Here is a 19513-nt window from a genome sequence, read left to right on the forward strand (position 1 = left end):
AGCCCTGGTAGAGACTTTTATATATCAGGGCTGTTTGTATTATCACTAATCAAATCCGTTCAGACCATACCCTGTTTGGACTTCATGCATTTAAGATTGTATGTGCGGCCATAGGCTTTCGCATATTTGACAATTCGCACAATCATGCTGGTGTCATTCAGTTTGGTAAACGGGCACGGATCGGGGGCCGTATTTACTTCCAAGATCCATGGTTTAAGGCGTCGATCCAAGGCAATATCCACACCGATTTCCTGCAGGCCGGGATAGGCTGTGCTTAGCTGTCTGGCGGAGTTCACTCCAATTTGTTGCATGGACCGGATCAACGCGCTACTATTCTCTACGTTTGTGTAGGATTCTAATAATGCCTCTACCGGATAAATCGTTCCCCCTTGGCTCCCATTCGTAACCACTTTGCGAGGATGAGCAACGCGACCCGCAATGCCTGTAGCTTCCCACCCACCCTTAAGATTTCTTTGCACCATTACCCGGATATCAAATGGCCTTCCTTCATAAACCAAAAGCCAAATCCCCTTTTGCACCAAATAGGATTTTCCTTGGGTCTCGCTAAAGATTGCCCGATAAGCCATCTCGTAATCAGAAAATGTATGTTTATGCGTACCGGATTGATAGCTGTAGGCTGGTCGTTTTTTGGCGGAATGCTCTTGTGATCTTTCAATCCGGATTACACCCTGTCCCAAAGATCCACAGCAGGGCTTAATGTACACCATTCTATGTTTTTGCAACATCTCATAGAGTACGTTTTTATTCATTTTTTTCGTTACCGGGATATACTTCCTTAGCTCTTGTTTTCTAAGCAGTACCCTTGTTTTCGTCAGCTTATTGGATATCCGCCGTATTGGCTCCTTCATTTTGTTCCTCCGTTCTATATATCTATAGGCTATATTACGGGAATACGCAGTTTTTGCTTGGGCAACCACAGAATAATAGAACACATGCAAAGAATTCTACATATGAATATTGGAGGCATTTATTAAACTTGGGCTGCAGCATGCGGTCAACGGGAGGCGGCTATGATGCTGCTCGGTAAATTGCAGAATAAGGTGCAAGAAGTAATGGACGAATACCCTTGGTACAAGGGGCTGGTCGATGGGGAGAAAACGAATTATAACTTGCAGAACTTACCTCTTATGTCTTCGAAAACACTTGAAACCTTCTATTATAACCAACCCATCGATCCTTCTTGGACTGTTTATAGGACGTCTGGTACAAGCTCAGGCCGTAGGAAAGCAATCCTCTACTCTGAGGAAGATGACAAATACTATGTGGATATTAAAACGAAGCTATTCGGCGAGCTTATTGCGGGAAGCGGATGTAAGAGAGCGTTGGCGGATATGGGCACTGGACATGCAGCAAATACGGCGCTGACCATTTTTGAAAGGTTAGGATTAGAAAAAAGTTCAATACCCTTTGAACTGCCAATCGAACAGCATATTGAACAGCTTAAAGCTTTTAAACCTGATCTGCTCTATACGATGCCGTCCATCCTTGACCATATCGTATATGCTGCCGGAAACCCGCGTGAATTCGGAATTCGCAAGATTATTTTGGTAGGGGAAATTGCTCCGCCTGAGTGGCAGCGGAACATGGCTGGCTTGTTCGGTATTGAGCCTAGAGACATCATCGATACTTACGGCTCCATTGAAATCGGTACGATCGCTTATTACTCCCATGATCATGGCAGGTACATTTTTGCCGACGGAATTTTTGCGGAAGGAATCGGGGTTCAGGAGTTAGACGAAGAAGTAAGCCCACTTCGGAACAATGAAAGTATTCTGGTGCTTACCTCAACTGTCCGCAAGATGCTGCCAGCTCTTCGTTTTGTTACTTATGACGTTGTAAGGGATTTTAGGCCTGTGATGATAGACGGGGTTGAACAACAAAGCTTTGAGTCTATTGTAAAAAGAGTGGGTCAAGAACTGAAGCACGGTGAGAAGATCAGCCTGTACGATATCGAGCAGGTCGTATACCGTCATATTGAAGATGCGATCATTCGGGTCAAGGTAAAAAACAATGCGCTCTCTATTTATATCAAGAGTAAATCTGTGAAGCCCTCTATTATTCCGGTAATCAAAGAGGAAATCAGGGAGTGTATTCCGGAAATCGGGATGATGATTCGCAACCATCTGCTTGATGATATTGAGATCATTATAGTAGCTAAAGGGGAGTCACTGGCCAGCGGGCAGGTCAAGAACAAGAAGTTATATTATCAGAAGAACAAAGCTAAGGTGGACATAAATATCCAAGGCGGTATCTTGTCGACTATCGGAAAAACGCCATTAATCAAGCTGAATAATCTGTTCCAGAATAGTGAGTTTGAAGTCTACGCAAAAATGGAACTGCTAAACCCGGGAGGAAGTGCGAAGGACCGTCCCGCTCTGCGGATGATCCATGAGGCATGGAAGGAAGGGAATATCGGGCCGGGAACTACTATTATTGAGTCGAGTTCGGGAAATATGGCGATTAGCTTGGCGATGATTTGCCAATATTTAGGGCTGCGATTTATTAGCGTGGTTGATCCAAGAACTACCACAACAAATCTGCAGATTCTGAAAGCATTAACTGCAAAAATTGACTTTGTTAGCGAACCCGATCCTGAGACCGGTGAATATCTGCCTGCTAGACTGAATCGAGTGCAGCGACTCTTGGAGGAAATACCGGGCAGCTACTGGCCGAATCAATATGCCAACGTAAATAACTATTTGTCCCACTACCATACGACCATGAAAGAAATCGTGACTGAGCTTGGCGAAGTGGATTATTTGTTTTGCAGCGTAAGTACATGCGGCACGATTCGAGGTCTCGCGGAATATGTAAGAGATCAGGGTCTGAAGACTAAGATTGTTGCCGTCGATGCGGAGGGAAGTAGTATTTTTGGTGGCAACAAAGAGAAACGGCGGTTCCCGGGACTGGGTGCTGGCATCGTACCCCCTTTCTGCAGAACGGATTTAATTGACCGTATCGTGCATGTCTCAGACTTGGATATCGTAAAAGAATGCCGAGCACTTGCCCAGAATGAATCGATTCTGGCCGGTGCATCCTCAGGGGCTAACATTGCCGCTGTTAGGCTTATGGAGCAAGAATTGGCTCCAGGAGCTGTCTGTGCGGTAATTCTGCATGACAAAGGGGAGCGTTACCTCGATACAGTATACTCTGACCCATGGATTCAGAATGAATTTGGGCAGGAATTTTCGGCTGACGGCGGAGATGTCCTTGCTTAACGAACGGAAAAAGGAGGTTGTGGAATGCTGTATTTAAACGATCGGGACATCCGGGAGGTGGGGCTTGATTGGCCTTCTCTCGTGGAATCGATAGAAACTACGGTGCGCATACTTGATTCTGGAGATTACGCACAGCCCGTAAAACCTTATCTAAGGTATAAGAATCCTCAAAATCGTATTATTGCAATGCCCGCATACGTAGGGGGGAACGTGAATGCAGCAGGGATCAAATGGATTTCCAGCTTCCCGGATAATATCCAGGCTGGTCTTCCCCGCGCGCATAGCATCATTGTCTTGAATGATCCCATTACGGGCGAGCCTATATCCGTCCTAAGTTCTCCGCTCCCCAGCATCGTAAGGACAGCTTCCATCAGTGGACTGATGATTGGTCACTTTTTGCAGGCTCGTTCACTTGAACGGATTCATCTTGGCATTATCGGCTGGGGACCAATCGGGCAATATCATTTTCAAATGGTTATGGCATTGTACGGAGATCGAGTTGAACGTATCCGCATCTTTGATATAAGGGAAGTAGATTTGTCAGACATCTCATCTATATATAAGGATAGGATAGAAGTGGAGGAGACGTGGGCGGACGTTTATCGAAAGTCCAATATCTTTATCACCTGTACCGTATCCAATCATAGATATATCGATATGCTTCCGGCGGAAGGTAGTCTTCTACTGAATATTTCACTGCGTGATTATAAGCCTGAGGCATTAGCTTCGGTGAAGGCCATAATCGTCGACGACTGGGATGAGGTGTGCCGCGAGAATACTGACATACAGCAGCTTCATCTGAAACATGGGTTAACTCGTGCCGATACCCGAATGATTACCGATGTTGTCTCGCGCCATTGCCTGAATGAGCTCAGAGCAGATGAGCCGATTTTCTTTTGTCCGATGGGGATGGCGGTTTTTGATATCGCAACAGCGGTATACTTCGTGAAAAAGGCGAGAGAAAAAGGGATCGGGACTGAGCTACAGTAAGGTGGTAGGCATACGTTCGCTATGGTATTTTTTATAGGTTTTTCTGATGTAACTAGACTGATGATCCATCACTTTTAAGAGTGGATTGCTGTCTAGTTTTTTTTATTGTCTTGTTAACGTTCCATTCATAATACTCTGATAATCTCTATAAGTGTTAGGCGGATGATCATCCACCCCAATAAATGATGACTCGGAGGATAATAATGTTAACACCTATGAAAAAAAGGCTGATCGCTGGTCTGACTCTATTGGCTATAATTAGTGTCGGCTTAGGCGCAAGCTTGGTATTTCCCGGGAAACAGGCCTCGGCTGAGACCAAAATGGGTCAAACCGCGCTGCCGGCAGCTCAAATTGAAGCATTTGCCAATCTTGATGATACCGCGGGACTGACTAGCTTCGTTGATGGAATTATGGAAAAAGATATGAACCGGCTGCAAATTCCGGGAGCGGTTATCTCCATTGTAAAAGACGGCAAAATTATTTTAGCCAAAGGTTATGGCAGTTCCAATCTGGAAGAAGCGGCACCGGTTGATCCGACAACCAGCATGTTTCGAATCGCTTCAACAACAAAGCTGTTCACCTGGACAGCGGTGATGCAACTGGTCGAACAAGGCAAGATAGATCTGGACACTGATATTAACACCTACCTGAAATCAGTGAAGATCCCTGCTACTTATCCTGAGCCGATCACGATGCGCCATTTGATGACACATACAGCGGGGTTTGAAGAGGGTGGAGTGGGTTATCAAATCACTACCGACCCTGCCAAATTGCCGGGATCAATCTCGGAAACACTTAATGAGCATATGCTGGCACGGGTAAGACCTCCCGGAGAGATGAGTTCTTATTCGAACTTCGGGGCTACACTCGCGGGTCTGATAGTGGAGGAAGTCAGCGGTGTTCCTTACAATGACTATATACAAAAGTATATTTTCGATCCGCTCGACATGAAGTATTCGACTGTGGTAGAGCCTTTGCCGGAGTCATTCATACCCAATCAAGTTGTAGGGTACACGAGTGAGAACGGCAGTTTTATTCCTGGCACACCTACCTTCGAGGGTGGCTTTCGTCCTGCCGGCTCGGGTACAGTATCAGCAGTAGATATGGCGCACTTTATGATTGCCCATCTGCAGAACGGGAAATATGGTGACCAGCAAATTCTTAGAACCGAGACCGCAGAACTAATGCATTCAACGGCGTACCAATTTGATAAACGTCTGCCGGGAGTAGATCTGGGGTTCTCTGAGAAACGCATCAATGGTCTTAGACTAATCACTCATGGTGGTTCCGACCCCATGTTTAATACTGAGTTTTATCTTGTGCCTGCCAAGCAAATAGGTATCTTTGTTTCCTATAACGGCGGTCAGGGCGGTGATTCCGCGGCAGGCCTAGTCCATGCCTTTTGTGAGCGTTATTATCCCGATCCTGAAGCGAAGCAGCCTGAATTCTCCACTTCTGCGGAATCTGTTCAGAAATATGCGGGAACCTATCAATTCACACGCCGTAACCACAGTGATATTGATAAATTTTTCAATTTTTTTGCCCAGCTAAATGTTAAGGTAGAGGAGAATAAGCTATCTTTGGGAAGTGGTAGTGAACAACAGCTGTACAGAGAAATCGGTCCGAATCTGTTCCAGCTCGAGGGAGGTACCGAACAAATAGGCTTCCGCACAGATGAGTCCGGTAAGGTTACACATATGCTCTTAGGTCTGGCACCGGAAATGCCGCTGGAGCGTACGCCACTCTTGAATCAGAATAAGTTTTGGCTTATCATACTTGGCGGCTCGGGGTTGATTTTCATCACTGCATTGCTTGGGCTAATCTTCTCCAGACGCAAGATCAAGGCGATGACGCCTCCGGAAAAGTGGGCCGTCCGCTTATCTGCGGGAACTGCCGGGTGGGCGCTGCTATCTTTCGTCACGATATTTATGGTGGTTATGTCCATGGACACGATGCAGAAGTTCAGTGGTATCAGTCTTTCGCTTTCGCTCAGTTTAGTTATGCCAATCCTTTTGGTTGGTCTGACTTTAGCTTTGCTAATCTCGGCTATACTGGTTTGGAAGAATAAATACTGGACAGTTTTCAAGCGTGTGCATTATACACTAGTGGCACTTTCGGCTGTAGCAATAACTCTGTTTTTCTACTATTGGAACCTGTTGGGTTGGCAGTTCGGATAACTTCGTTTCTTGTCAAGAATTTATCATATATAATGTAAGCTTATGAGAGGAGGACAATCGTGGCTACTATACTTATTGCTGATGATGATGATAACATCCGAAAGCTAATGTCTTTGTTTTTGCGAAAAGAAGGTTTTGACCTCAAAGAAGCCAGGGATGGCACCAAAGCGCTGTCCATTATAGAGAACTCGCGAGTCGATCTCGTCATCCTAGATATTATGATGCCAGGATTGGATGGTTGGGATCTGTGCAGAGAAATCAGGCGCTCTGATGCCAACATTCCCCTCCTCATGGTGACGGCTAAAGGAGAATCTGCACATAAAGTGAAAGGTTTTCAACTCGGCACGGATGACTATCTGACCAAACCGTTTGATCCGCTTGAACTGGTGATGCGAGTAAAGGCTTTGCTTAAACGCTCGCTGGTCGTTTCTTCCCAGTCTGTGCAGTTGGGCAATGTGGTGCTTAACCGCCGCACTTTCCAGGTTACGCGTGATGAAGAACCGGTAACGATTCCTTTGAAGGAATTTGAGCTACTGTTTCTGCTGGCTAGTCACCCTAGGCAAATCTTCACAAGAGAACAGTTGATTTCTCAAATCTGGGGATTGAACTATGAAGGAGACGGCCGGACTGTAGATGTGCATATAAGCCGGTTGAGGGAGAAATTCTGCGGTAACGACGAGCAATTTCAAATCGAAACGGCCCGCGGCCTAGGATACCGGCTGATCCCTGCGCTATGATCAAGACATTGTATGTACGCGTCGTTCTCACGTTTCTAGGCATCATTATCTTTAGTCTGATCTGTTCCTTTTTCATTGGTTTGTATGTCTTTCAGAAACAAATAAGTTACGAGGGACAGAATGAAATGATCACAGTGGGGAAGGAGATCATTCACCGTTATGATGACGCCAAGCCTGAGGATACAGGCGAGTTCTTGAATAGTATGGTTAAGGTATCTGCATACCCTATCCACCTGTATAATCATTCCTGGGAATATACCTTTTATGGGCTCAAGGATAGTCCGGCCGTCACTATCACTCCCGATGCTGTGAAACAAGTGCTGCAAGGAAAACTCTATCGTTCCTCCGCGAAAGATAAGGATACCTTTATCGGGATGCCCTTTCTGTTTAACGGGGAGTGGCAAGCAATGTTCTTGCAGTATTCTGCCGAGAACGAAAATATCGTCAATCGGATGCTGCTCTTTGTGCTTTTACTCGTGCTTTTACTGGGTAGTCTATGCATTCTTATTGCCGCCAGATATTTGGTGGAGCCGATCAAAGCTTTGACGAATGCGACAAGAAGGCTAGGCAAGGGTGATTTCGAGGTAGAGCTTAAAGTAAACCGAGTAGACGAAATAGGGGAACTGACACAAAGCTATGTGGAGATGGCCGGGGAGCTGAAGCAGCTGGAACAGATGAGGCAGGATTTCGTATCCAACGTTTCTCATGAAATTCAGACACCGCTTACGTCTATTTCCGGCTTTGCCAGGGCATTGCAGAACAATGATCTAATCGCGGAAGAGGAACGTTCTGAATATCTTGATATCATCATTGCAGAGAGTGAACGTCTGTCGAGGTTAAGTGATAATTTGCTGAAGCTCGCTTCCCTGGATTCTGAACATCATCCCTTTAACGCAGGTTCCTTTAATCTTGACGAGCAGATTAGAACCATCGTTGTGACCTGTGAGCCACAATGGTCAGCCAAAGGCCTCGTTATCGATCTTGAGCTGCCGGAAGCTGTCAAAATTAAGGGTGATGAAGACCAGCTGAAGCAAGTATGGATGAATTTGCTTAGCAACAGCATCAAGTTCACACCGGAAGGCGGGAACATCCGCATCAGTATAGATGACAGTGCAGCAGATGTATCGGTCACCATCAGTGATAACGGGATCGGGATTTCTCCGGAAGAGTTCAACGCCGTATTCCAAAGATTTTATAAAATAGACAAATCACGGAATGGAAACAATAATGGCAATGGCTTGGGACTTGCAATCGTTAAAAAAATTGTCTCCCTGCATCAGGGAAACATAGAAGTGGACGGTGCGGTTGGAGCGGGAACGACGATTATCGTCAGGTTGCCCCATAAGTGAAATTAAGGGTTTGTCTGATTCTTGGATTGCCGTACGCCAAACATAATGAAATCCTTGAATTGCCGGTCCATAACCCGATCTTCCTCCGTAACCACACCCCCCCGCTGGTGAGTAATAATGACGGCTTTTTGTAAATACATGAAATACAGGTGGGTGGACTTGTGCAGAATGTCCAGCCACTTATTTTTTTCCTCCGGAGCGACTGAAATTGTCTCAAGGAGAATTAACCGTGAATACCAGCCTTCCATAGCCTGCTTAAAGTCAGGAAGTTCTGCGGGATTTTTGGAAAGCGTGCTGTAGTAAACTCCAAAAATAGCATCATAGTAGATCAGGGCTTCCTGATGATCTCTTAACGCCAGATATTTATCGAGAATGTTCTCCAATGACTGTACAGGGTGTTCAAAATCAAAATCAAACAGCAGCTGTCCAAACATCCGCTCTAGATTAAGGGCATAAATTTGAGCGGCTAATTCTTCTTTGTCCTTATAATGATGATACAAAGTACGCCGGGAGATGCCGGCTTGTTCCGCAATCTGTGCCATATCCGTGCGCTCAATACCTTGGGCACAGAATAAGCTAAGCGCTGTATCCTTAATGATCTCCCTTGTCATTTGCATTTGCTTTTCCCGCAAATTCATTGATTTTCTCTCCTGTCTTGTTGCAACTCTTCCGCTGCTTCTAGCACTATTTCTGAGCTGGCTTCGAATTCATGAGGAATTTGCTGCCCACTGAATAGGGGTTCTGCCGGTTGATCGCATCACCTAACCAATTCAGAAGCTTCACACCATCCTGTTCAGCCTGAAAGAAGGTCTCTCTGGTGGCAAAAGTGTGCGGAGTTGTACCCGTCTTTGCGTTCAGTCCATAGTCGGTGAGATAGTAATAATAATTAGGTAAAGTGGCTGCCAAAGAAGAAACAGATTGCCGCATTTCCTGTGACCACTCATTAATGATGCTTTGATCTCTTGGCCCCTTGTAATCGTTGATGTTGTTCTGAAAGTGGATCAGAATCTCGTCAAATACCGAGTAGGATTGCAATATTATCGCATTCACAGGAAGTAGATGGCCGTTTGCTTTAAAAGCTGCCCCGATGATATCCGCTTCAGGGGCATATCCGAAGTTCTTCACGAAGTCTGCCTGCCATTCCTGCTTCACAACATTTGGCCACTTGTCTGATTTCAAGAAGGAACTGTCCGAATATTGGAAGATCTCGGAGTCCTTGTAGTGAGAGGCGATCTCGGGAGCCCAAAAAGCGGACCCAAAGCCACCAGCACTTTCGCCAGCAATCAGTAGTTTGCCGGGTTTATCCACGTTGGCATATATCCAATCGAGGCTGCTTCGCACATTATTGCTGCCGTTATAACGCATAGTAAAGGGGCTGCCGTCATCTTTTTTATATTCAACCGTGCGGTTGCCGATATGGAAATCACCAGTTGAATAGGGAAGATAGACCACATTCCAGCCATGAAAAGGATTGGCAGGGTTATCCGTATCCATCATGCCTCTCAGCAATGTCAGCATATAGAAGGGGATGTTGGGGAAATAGTTGCCTGTATCTCCACCTTTAATAAAGTTCATAAGCTTGATGGGGTGTGCTGCACTTTGGGCATCCCAGCTGGCCCCGCCACCGGAAAAGAAGATGATCCAGTTATTATTTTCACCCTTTTTATTCCACAAAAAATACTCTGATCCATCACTTGATATGACATTTTCGTCTAGCGTGACTTTATTCCACTTGTAAGGCTTCACTTCCGCGATTACGGGGGTGGTAGTCGCCGGTCTTTTGATTACAAAAGCGCTGATTGCAAACATGGCAATCAAAACAAGGCTGAATAATCCAATACCTGTGAATATTGTGATTTTCCTCAGTTTTCTCATATCCATCTCTCCCTTACTCGGAGTATACGTCAAGATCACTCATTACACAAGGTGTATACTTAAAGGCATAAGAAACAATCGTGAGAAAATATATAAAGAGGTGTCCTCGCAGCCTTTGATCCATGGCTACAGAGACACCTCGATTTTTGTATGTTACTTTATTTTTTGTGTATTACTTTATTAATTTCTCTGCTTCGATTTCAAATGTTTTTAGTTCGTAAGGTTCAAGTATAAAAGTAATGACAGGTTCAGTGTGGACTTCCCCTTCAGGACGCTCCATTAGATTACACTCTTGCCACGAAATAATATTCAAGTCGCTAGTCATATCAATTTGCTGGCGGCTTCCGGAATAGTCGTGCACACGTACGATTAATTTTTGACCATCCTCAGACTTCTTAATCGCAGAAACCATAACCGTTTGAGTAGAAAGGCGAATAAGCGACTTGGTTGCTACTTCTGCTTGACCCATGGTGCTCCGTAGAGGGTTGTTGACGGACCAAGCTTGACGGACGGTGTCACCCTGTAGCCAATCCCCAGTATGAGGCAGGATAGAGTAGGTGAAAGTATGTTCGCCTTGATCCGCTTCAGGGTCAGGGTGCGTTGCCGATTTGATTAAGGATAGACGCATCACATTATCCTTGATGTCATAACCGTATTTGCAATCGTTCAGCAAGCTAACGCCATAACCACGATCTGATAAATCCGCCCACTGATGCCCCACAGTCTCGAATCTAGCGTAATCCCAGCTAGTGTTCCAATGTGTTGGACGCGTAACATTACCGAACTGGATATCATAAGTGGCTTCGGTAGCTCGTATCGCAACAGGGAAAGCTACTTTCATTAGCTGTTGTCGCTCATGCCAGTCTACCTTCGTCACGAAATCGATACGACGATGGTGTGCATGTAAGATCATTTGCTGCTTAATCGTGGAATCCATATAACTCCATGTGAATTGTACAACACATCGCAGTGAACCCTTTTCTATGACTTCAATACTACGGCAGTCGATTACTTCGCGCATTTTTTGTTGATAGTAGATGTCAATGTCCCACGCTTCATGGGCCAGAGGTTTATCTTCAAACACTTGGAACACGTTACCGTGACTTCCGTTTGCTAATACTTGTCTTTGTTCATTTATATCATAGATAGATACTAATTGACCTTGTTTGTTCCATTCAATTTCGAAGTGAGGCGTTGAAATTCCTGATTCATTTAGCTTGAATGGAGCGCTTAGAGACTCGGAATTCACATCTTCTATGAAGGAAATGGTGGTGTATCCGAGAGAAGGAATGTTAGATACTTCAACGATCCAGCGGTCACCTTCACGTTGAGCTTGTAGTTGTTTACCTTCTGAACTTATCCAATGTCCTGTTTCCATCCCGGCTTCAACAGTAATTTCTACGAGTTCTGTCAGCTCCCAAGCAGCATTGTTCCAGATCGTGTATTTACCGGCTTCATTTCCGCTCATAAGTGCCTTACTGGATTGCTCCCAGACAGACTGACCTATTGCTTCTGCTTGTGCATATTCAATTGTACTGTCTTCATATACTTCACGAATCGAAGAGCCCGGAATAATATCATGGAATTGGTTGCGCAAAATAATTCTCCAGCCCTCGTCTAAATCGGTCTGACGATAGTTCGACCAGTCACCTGTCATCACACTTTGCAGTGTATTTAGCCATTCCGCCTCACGGTATAGCAGTTCAAGCTTACGGTTCATCCGCTTATTGTAGGCTTGGCTTGTGTAGGTGCCGCGGTGATATTCTAAGTAAAGCTCACCATCCCATACATGGACATAACGATCTGTATTTGCAACAGTTTCTTGCAGGGTACGGAAGTAGTCTCCCGCTGTTCCTGTTTCAATCTTCGGCAGACCCGGAAGATCGTTTAGCCGACGGCGCATCTCTAGCATTTCACGGTTCACACCCCCGCCACCATCGCCATATCCGTAAGAAAGTAACAGATTGCGATTCACTTCTTTATCCCGGTAAGTATCCCAAATTCCTTTTACAGTCTTAGGAATAATCCGGCCATTATAAGTGTAGAACCAAGAATCTTCTTCCGACCAAGGCTCAGGCGTTGTAATAAAATGTGTTAACACCTCAGTGCCATCAATCCCACGCCATTGAAAGGTATCATGTGGCATCCGGTTATATTGATTCCAGCTAATTTTTGTGGTCATGAAGGTATTAATTCCTGATTTTTTTAGAATTTGTGGCAAGGACCAGCTGTAGCCAAATACGTCCGGCAGCCATAAATAGTCACATTCAACCCCAAATTCATTACGTAAGAAGCGAGTTCCATAGAGTAGTTGACGGACTAGAGACTCCCCTGAGGTCAAGTTGCAATCTGCCTCAAGCCACATGCCACCGCCAGCTTCCCAGCGTCCTTCAGCTACACGTTCCCGAATATTTTCATAGATTTCTGGATAGTCATTTTTGATATATTCATAGAGTTGCGGCTGAGTCTGTAAAAAGGTATAGTCCGGGAACATTTCCATCAGACGTAGTACGGTTGAGAAGGAACGCGCACATTTCTCACGGGTGTGTTTCAATTGCCACAACCAAGCCACATCAATATGGGTATGGCCAATACAGGTAACGGTGACTGGTGAGGACTTCTCCATTTTATTAATTTCATCACGCAAATAATTGCGGGCTTCCCCGATCGAAGCGTAGAAGTTGTCTGAACCTGGGCGAGACCAGTCGATCAGAAGAAAGGAGCGGTCCACTGTACTCATAAGTTGTGTGTATTCTGGAGTTTTGGCATCGAGTACGTTCAGCGTCTCAACTACAGCAAGCGCGGTAAAATAGAAATCATCCGTTGGTTCATCCAGCCAACAAATTTCAGCCATGCGAATGCCATGTGTCTGATCCTTTTTAGGGCCGCCACCTTCGAGTCCCGACCATAACCGGAAGGTCAGTGGAAGCTGAGTGCCTACCGTTTCATTTGGCAAGAACACTTCGGTATGATTGGAATCTACACCTTGATAGGGTTTGCCGTTGAAAAAGAATAAGGATTCAAATCCGGAGTTATTTCCAGCACCCGTCTCGCCAAAATCAAATCGACCCAGTACTCTACGGCCTGCCCAAGTAGCGGGTACGTCTATATTTGTCGTTAGCCATAAATACAAATCGCGGCCTTTCCAGGTATCGCCAACTCGTAGCTTAGACCATTCTCCATCCACGGGTGGTTCGGCTGCAATTTCACCTTGTTCGTCAATCATTGAGTTGAAAAAAGGAATGTGTATACGATCCCGGTAACGATATTCGGAAATTTCGTTTAGTTGGGAGTTGAGTTTGCGTTTGGTTAGAAACATGAGTAATAGCCCCTCCAATATGTTGATGGGGGACGAGGAAATTAAGATCTATTTGGGTTATTATAGGTTTGTTTGGGGGGTAGAAATCAACTATAGACGATTTTGTGTGAGTTGTAAACTCTCGGTGAAGAGAAAAGTTGGAGCGCTAGAATTTATAAATAAAAAATGCATGCGCTTCCATTGCAGAAAAAGAAGTGTGATGTTAAGCTTCTAATCCTAAAGGTGATATTTAGAAAGAAGGTGGCTTTGTTGAATGTAAAGAAATTTTATCAAAACCATTTGCAGAAAAAACTGTTCAATAAAATTTTAGCTATATACTCTTCGATCATTATAATTACGTTAATTGCCTCATCCATTACCGTATATAAATACTATGAACAGACGATCACTCGCCAACATGTAGATGCCAATCGGGAGGTGCTGGATTATGTAAGTTTGTATATGAATCAGCAGTACGAAAGCATCCAAGTAGCCATCCAGCAAATTTATAGCGATGCCTCTGTCAGTGAGGATTTGTCCTACTTTTTGCAACATGATTATGAGGATTATCTTAAATACCGTTTAGATCAATATGCAGACATAGGGAGCTCCGTTCCTCATACGTTCGATACGTATTTCAAAACCTATTTGAATCAGAAAAACGGGATTTATGACGTTATTTTATACAGTACAAAGAAAGAATTTTATTATTTATATAAAAATAATACCCGGCAATTCTACTTGAGCGACATGGACGGCTCTAAGCAAAAATTATCCTTGCCGAAGAATGGCTGGGTCTCGCATGAAACCAAATTAGTGCTTAAGGAAATAAGAGAAGACAATAACAATTTATATACAATGACTAGGGAAATTAAAGATCCGATTACACTGAAAACGATCGGTATGCTCATAGTAGATTTTGACGCAGAACTTATTTCAAAATGGCTTGGCACAAAAGTTGCAGAAAATAATGGTCAATTGTTGGTCTTAACCCCAAGCGGTGACGTTATATATGATTCATTGGGAAGGTATATGGGACAGCGATATCCACATATCGATGCGCTTCATGCCGATGGCTGGACAACACTGGATGGGATCTCCAAGGTTAACTTAAATACAACGAATAGCTCAGGTCTTATTATGGCAGGGATCATTCAGAAGTCACAGGTCAACAACGAAATGAAAACGGTTCGAACTTGGATTATCGGGATTACCACAGCGCTTATTATTACTGCAATGTCTTTTACATACGGTATTATTTTACGTTTTTCTAAAAAAGTGAAGATCATTATCAAATCTATGAAGCGCTTACAGGAAGGCGATTTAAGCACACGTATTCACCTAAATCGAGAAGATGAATTGCAGCTAATTGCCAACAACTTTAACTATATGTGTGAAAGATTAGAACTCTATATTAATAAAGTGTACATTTCGGAGCTTACGCAGAAAAATGCAGAGCTAGTAGCACTTCAATCGCAGATTAATCCACATTTTTTATATAACACACTAGAGGCGATTAGGATGCGGGCAATTACGCAAGGAGCGAAGGATGTAGGTCAGATGATTTACATTTTATCGACATTATTTCGAACGATGATTAAGAAAAGCATGGTCGTTACAATATCTGATGAGATTGAATACTGCAATTTGTATCTGGAGCTATTTCAGATTAGACATAAAGATAGGCTCCAAATCATATCACAAATAAGTCCAGTTGCCATGAATTGTTCTATCGTTAAATTGCTCATTCAACCGGTCATTGAAAATTATATTGTTCACGGATTTAGACCTGACCGTTTTGGCAATCTCATCCGTATTGAAGTTACTGAATCTGGCGGGGAAATTCAAATTGCTATAAGTGATAACGGAAATGGAATTACTCCCAGCAAGCTAACAGAGCTACAGCAAATGCTTCAAGTCAGTATGAGAATGGATGAACCGCCTTCTTCGGTAGGCCTATGTAATGTGAATGAACGAATTAAACTTTATTACGGGACTGAATATGGATTGACGATCGCCAGTGAAGTAAATAAAGGAACAATAGTCATCATGAATATACCAGTCGTAAGGGAGAGTACTAATAATGCACAATATACTTATCGTGGATGATGAACCTCTTATTCTTGAAGGATTACGTTCAGTGATTGAATGGGAGAAATATGGATTGAGAATCGCGGGACAAGCGACTAATGGGGAAGAAGCTTTAGAATTTCTGCGCAATCATAACGAAGGGATCGACATATTAATTACTGACATTACGATGCCCAAACTTACGGGACTTGAACTGATTCAACAAATAAAGGTTTTTGATTCAAAAATGAGATTTATTATCTTGAGTGGCTATGAGCAATTTGAGTATTTAAAAGCTGGAATGAGTCTAGGCATTGAAAATTATATTCTCAAACCCATTAATATAAATGAGTTGGAATCAACCATTGAACAAATTGTTGAAGTGCTGAATCAAGAGGATGTTGAACAATTTCATGCTAAAGAGGATTGGCAAGTTCTGCGCAACAATATTCTAAACCGCTGGGTAACTGGCAATATAGGCCGGCAAGAGCTACAGCACCGTTCAAAAGTCTTAAATATCTCATTGGATTGTTCATTTTTTACGGTGGCTGCGATTCGGCTTATCACTGAACAGGATGACGATGAGGGCCAAGATAAACTCCATAGGAATCAGCTTATGGATGAATGTTATCGTATCGCTGTGAAGTCATTAGAGCAACTTGGAACCGTTATTGTATTTAAAGATATGGAAGGTGATCTTGTTCTTATTATTGCTGAGCGGGCTGAAGCTGAGAACAAAGAAGAGCTTTATTGTGTACTGGAGCAAGTACAATATGAGATTATGCATGAGTTGGAGAAGTCTGTCTGGATAACGATAGGGAGTAAGGAGCATGCTTTTCAGGAAGTCCCCAAAAGTTATAAAAAGGCGAAGAGTTTATATGTTGATCATCTTATGCTACCGGGTTACCCGATTATAGATGTGGAACAACTATCAAAGATGGTTCTGCACGATGAGAAGCTCGAAATTGATTATGAGGAATTCACCAAATTATTATTATCTGGGGACCGGGAGGCTACGAACCAGTTTATCGCAGAAACGTTCGAAAAGCTGTTTGGCTGTGGCATGATTACCCGCATTGATAATTACAACGTAGCGATTGAGTTAATGTTGATTGCTAAGAAAATGGAGAAAAACTCTAATTTTAGTGCCGTGTTTAATCCATTGCTGCGCATACATACTATTGAGCAATTGGTGCACCATGTGCAGGAAAGTGTGAAAGAAACGCTGGACCAATTATCATTAGTAAATGATGAGCTCAGTCCAAATATGAGATATATGGTTGATCAAGTAAGCAAACACTATAGAGAAGAGCTATCCCTGAAAACGCTCAGTCAGCGTATGGAAATGCATCCCAATTATTTGGGGCAGCTATTTCAGAAGGAAATGGGCCGTAGTTTCTCTGATTATGTTAATCAATTTCGAATTGAAAAGGCAAGACAATTGCTGCTTCAAACTACGTTACTAACCAACGAAATTGCAGCTGAAGTAGGATATCCGGATCCAGCATATTTCTATCGCCAGTTCAAAAAATCAGTAGGTGTATCGCCAACAGAGCTTCGGAATATGTACAAAAAAGCAAAATCCTAAAATAAAGGAAATGTTCCTGGGTATCGCGTTCAAGTACGGGTTTCATGGACGTTGATAACGAGAATGTTTCCTTTTTTTTTGCTCAAATTTAAGAGGAAATAGACTTTTTAAATGTCCTTTCTGCTGTGGATCTTTAATTTTTACATCTGATTCTGGAGTTTTTCAACTTTATGAAACCGCTTTTATAGCGCAGAATTAAGGGTAGTTAAAGGGGCGAGGGAAAAAGATCTAAGGGATATATAGGGGTTGTTTGGGGATAGAGAGAAGGGGGATGTGGAATAATGCCTGCATTTTTCAAAAGTTTAATTAAGGATAAAGTACTCTGGTTTATGGTATTACCAGGGACATTATGGTTCCTGATCTTTTGCTACTTACCGATGTTTGGAACAGTAATTGCATTCAAGGATTTCAAGATTCATCGGGATGGATTCTTTGCAAGCGTTTTAAATAGTAAGTGGGTTGGCCTTGAAAATTTCAACTTTTTGTTCTCGACGGAGGACGCCTATATCATTACAAGAAATACGATTCTTTATAACTTGGCGTTGATCTCTCTCGGTTTAGTTCTTGCGGTGGGCATTGCGATCACCTTGAATGAACTTGTGAACAAACGGATGGCTAAAGTTTATCAAACGGCGATGTTTATGCCGTACTTCCTTTCTTGGGTCATTATTAGTTTCTTTACCTTCAGCTTTCTGAGTGTAGATAAAGGAATATTGAATCAAGTGGTTGTTTACTTCGGCGGCGATCCTATTTCCTGGTATGGGGATACTCGCTTTTGGCCATATATCCTAATTTTCATGGGGATTTGGAAATCAATTGGTTACTCAAGTGTTGTTTACTTAGCGGCTATAGCGGGTATCGACAAGTCCTATTATGAAGCGGCTATGATTGATGGGGCCAGCAAATGGCAGCAGATTAAGTTTATTACACTTCCTTTGCTTAAACCTTTAATGGTAACGCTAACGATTTTAGCGATTGGTGGTATTTTTAGATCAGACTTCGGTTTATTCTATCAAATCCCTCGGGATTCAGGTGTTCTATACTCCGTAACGAATGTTATCGATACTTATATTTATCGAAGCATGAGTACGACAGGTAATCTAGGAATGAGTACAGCGGCGGGTCTATATCAATCGATTGTTGGATTTATCATGGTGCTTGTAACGAATTCTATTGTGAAAAAGATCAGCAAAGAGAATGCGATATTCTAGAAAGGAGTTAGTGACGTTATGGCAGTATTCAAACGTAAACCAAAAGAAATCGACAACAACGCCATTACTCCTTTATGGAATGTGGCACTCAATATTATAATTGGCATCTTCGCTTTTACTTGTGTGTTTCCGTTCTTGTTTGTGATAGCGATTTCTTTTACAGATGAAAAAGTACTTGCTTTAAATGGATTTAGCTTGTTACCCGAAAAATATAGTTTAGCAGCTTATCAGTTTGTTTTTAACACAGGTGATCAACTACTTCGTTCCTTTGGAGTTACTTTGATGGTTACTGTACTAGGTACACTCATTAGTTTATTTCTAATAACAACTTATGCGTATGTACTCTCTCGAAGATCATTTCGCTATCGTAATTATTTCAGCTTCTTCGCCTTCTTTACGATGTTATTCTCAGGCGGAATGGTTCCTAACTATATCGTGGCTACGCAGTTTTTACATCTGTACAACACGATATGGGCTTTGATATTGCCAATCGCGATGAATGCATTCTTTATTCTAGTAATGCGGACCTTCTTCCAGACTAGTGTACCTGATGCACTCGTTGAGGCTGCCAAAATTGATGGGTCTGGTGAGTTTCGGACCTTCCTGCAAATTGTACTTCCCATCTCTTTACCGGGGATTGCAACGATTGGATTGTTCTGTACGCTGGGCTATTGGAATGATTGGTTTAATGCCCTGCTGTATATAGATGATGCGAGTCTTGTACCACTCCAAGCGATGCTGATGCGGATTCAGAATAATATGGAGTTTGTCATTCAGAACAGTATGCAGATGGGATCAAGCTTTGAGATTGCTGCTACCTTGCCAACAGAAACCGTTCGTATGGCGATGGTTGTACTGGCGACCTTGCCTATAGCACTAGCGTATCCGTTCTTCCAAAAGTATTTTGTACAAGGTTTAACCGTGGGCTCTTTAAAGGAGTAACACTACTAAGATGTATTTATTCGAATCGCTAGGACAG

At 43.2% G+C, this 19513-nt stretch carries 13 protein-coding genes; 9 read left to right on the forward strand and 4 right to left on the reverse strand.

From position 1 onward, the window contains the following. Positions 1-59: 59 nt before the first annotated feature. Complete coding sequence (locus tag MHH60_RS14315; RefSeq protein WP_076133505.1) at positions 60-869, reverse strand: YheC/YheD family protein; 810 nt, start codon at positions 867-869, stop codon at positions 60-62. Between the two features lie 165 nt (positions 870-1034). Between MHH60_RS14315 and sbnA the strand changes: the two genes are divergently transcribed. The 5 genes from sbnA to MHH60_RS14340 all read left to right on the forward strand — a co-directional run bounded on the left by sbnA (position 1035) and on the right by MHH60_RS14340 (position 8492). Further along, positions 1035-3239, forward strand: a complete 2205-nt coding sequence (gene sbnA, locus MHH60_RS14320; RefSeq protein ID WP_341161139.1) for a 2,3-diaminopropionate biosynthesis protein SbnA — start codon at positions 1035-1037, stop codon at positions 3237-3239. Between the two features lie 24 nt (positions 3240-3263). Beyond that, positions 3264-4229: a 2,3-diaminopropionate biosynthesis protein SbnB gene (locus MHH60_RS14325; RefSeq protein WP_076133504.1), complete on the forward strand. Its 966-nt coding sequence runs from the start codon at positions 3264-3266 to the stop codon at positions 4227-4229. Positions 4230-4444: 215 nt separating this feature from the next. After that, complete coding sequence (locus MHH60_RS14330) at positions 4445-6406, forward strand: serine hydrolase domain-containing protein (RefSeq protein WP_341161140.1); 1962 nt, start codon at positions 4445-4447, stop codon at positions 6404-6406. A gap of 59 nt (positions 6407-6465) precedes the next feature. Further along, a complete protein-coding gene (locus MHH60_RS14335) occupies positions 6466-7143 on the forward strand; it encodes a response regulator transcription factor (protein WP_076100805.1) in 678 nt (225 codons plus the stop codon). Further along, positions 7140-8492, forward strand: a complete 1353-nt coding sequence (locus MHH60_RS14340) for a HAMP domain-containing sensor histidine kinase (protein ID WP_076133502.1) — start codon at positions 7140-7142, stop codon at positions 8490-8492. The genes MHH60_RS14335 and MHH60_RS14340 overlap by 4 nt, the downstream gene beginning before the upstream one ends. Before the next feature lie 2 nt (positions 8493-8494). Here the strand turns inward: MHH60_RS14340 and MHH60_RS14345 are convergent, their stop codons facing one another. The 3 genes from MHH60_RS14345 to MHH60_RS14355 form a co-directional block, all read right to left on the reverse strand. Further along, positions 8495-9130: a TetR/AcrR family transcriptional regulator gene (locus MHH60_RS14345; protein ID WP_076133501.1), complete on the reverse strand. Its 636-nt coding sequence runs from the start codon at positions 9128-9130 to the stop codon at positions 8495-8497. Between the two features lie 46 nt (positions 9131-9176). Continuing rightward, the gene (locus MHH60_RS14350; RefSeq protein WP_256715051.1) at positions 9177-10367 is read right to left on the reverse strand and encodes a pectinacetylesterase family protein; all 1191 of its coding nucleotides are present in this window, start codon (positions 10365-10367) and stop codon (positions 9177-9179) included. A gap of 172 nt (positions 10368-10539) precedes the next feature. After that, positions 10540-13686 (reverse strand): alpha-mannosidase, encoded by a 3147-nt coding sequence (locus tag MHH60_RS14355; protein WP_076133499.1) that lies wholly within the window; start codon positions 13684-13686, stop codon positions 10540-10542. 249 nt (positions 13687-13935) lie between these two features. Between MHH60_RS14355 and MHH60_RS14360 the strand changes: the two genes are divergently transcribed. The 4 genes from MHH60_RS14360 (at position 13936) to MHH60_RS14375 (ending at position 19476) form a co-directional block, all read left to right on the forward strand. Next, entirely contained in the window at positions 13936-15774 is a 1839-nt protein-coding gene (locus MHH60_RS14360; RefSeq protein WP_162636714.1) for a sensor histidine kinase, read from the forward strand. Then, entirely contained in the window at positions 15749-17323 is a 1575-nt protein-coding gene (locus MHH60_RS14365; protein WP_076133498.1) for a response regulator transcription factor, read from the forward strand. Before MHH60_RS14360 ends, MHH60_RS14365 begins: the two co-directional genes overlap by 26 nt. A 281-nt stretch (positions 17324-17604) precedes the next feature. Then, on the forward strand, positions 17605-18534 hold the full coding sequence (locus MHH60_RS14370) for an ABC transporter permease (protein ID WP_076129998.1): 930 nt from the start codon (positions 17605-17607) through the stop codon (positions 18532-18534). Between the two features lie 18 nt (positions 18535-18552). Next, a complete protein-coding gene (locus MHH60_RS14375) occupies positions 18553-19476 on the forward strand; it encodes a carbohydrate ABC transporter permease (RefSeq protein WP_076133497.1) in 924 nt (307 codons plus the stop codon). The last annotated feature ends 37 nt before the right edge of the window (positions 19477-19513 follow it).

This window comes from Paenibacillus sp. FSL H7-0716, from assembly GCF_038002705.1.
Taxonomy (GTDB): Bacteria; Bacillota; Bacilli; order Paenibacillales; family Paenibacillaceae; genus Paenibacillus_AQ; species Paenibacillus_AQ odorifer.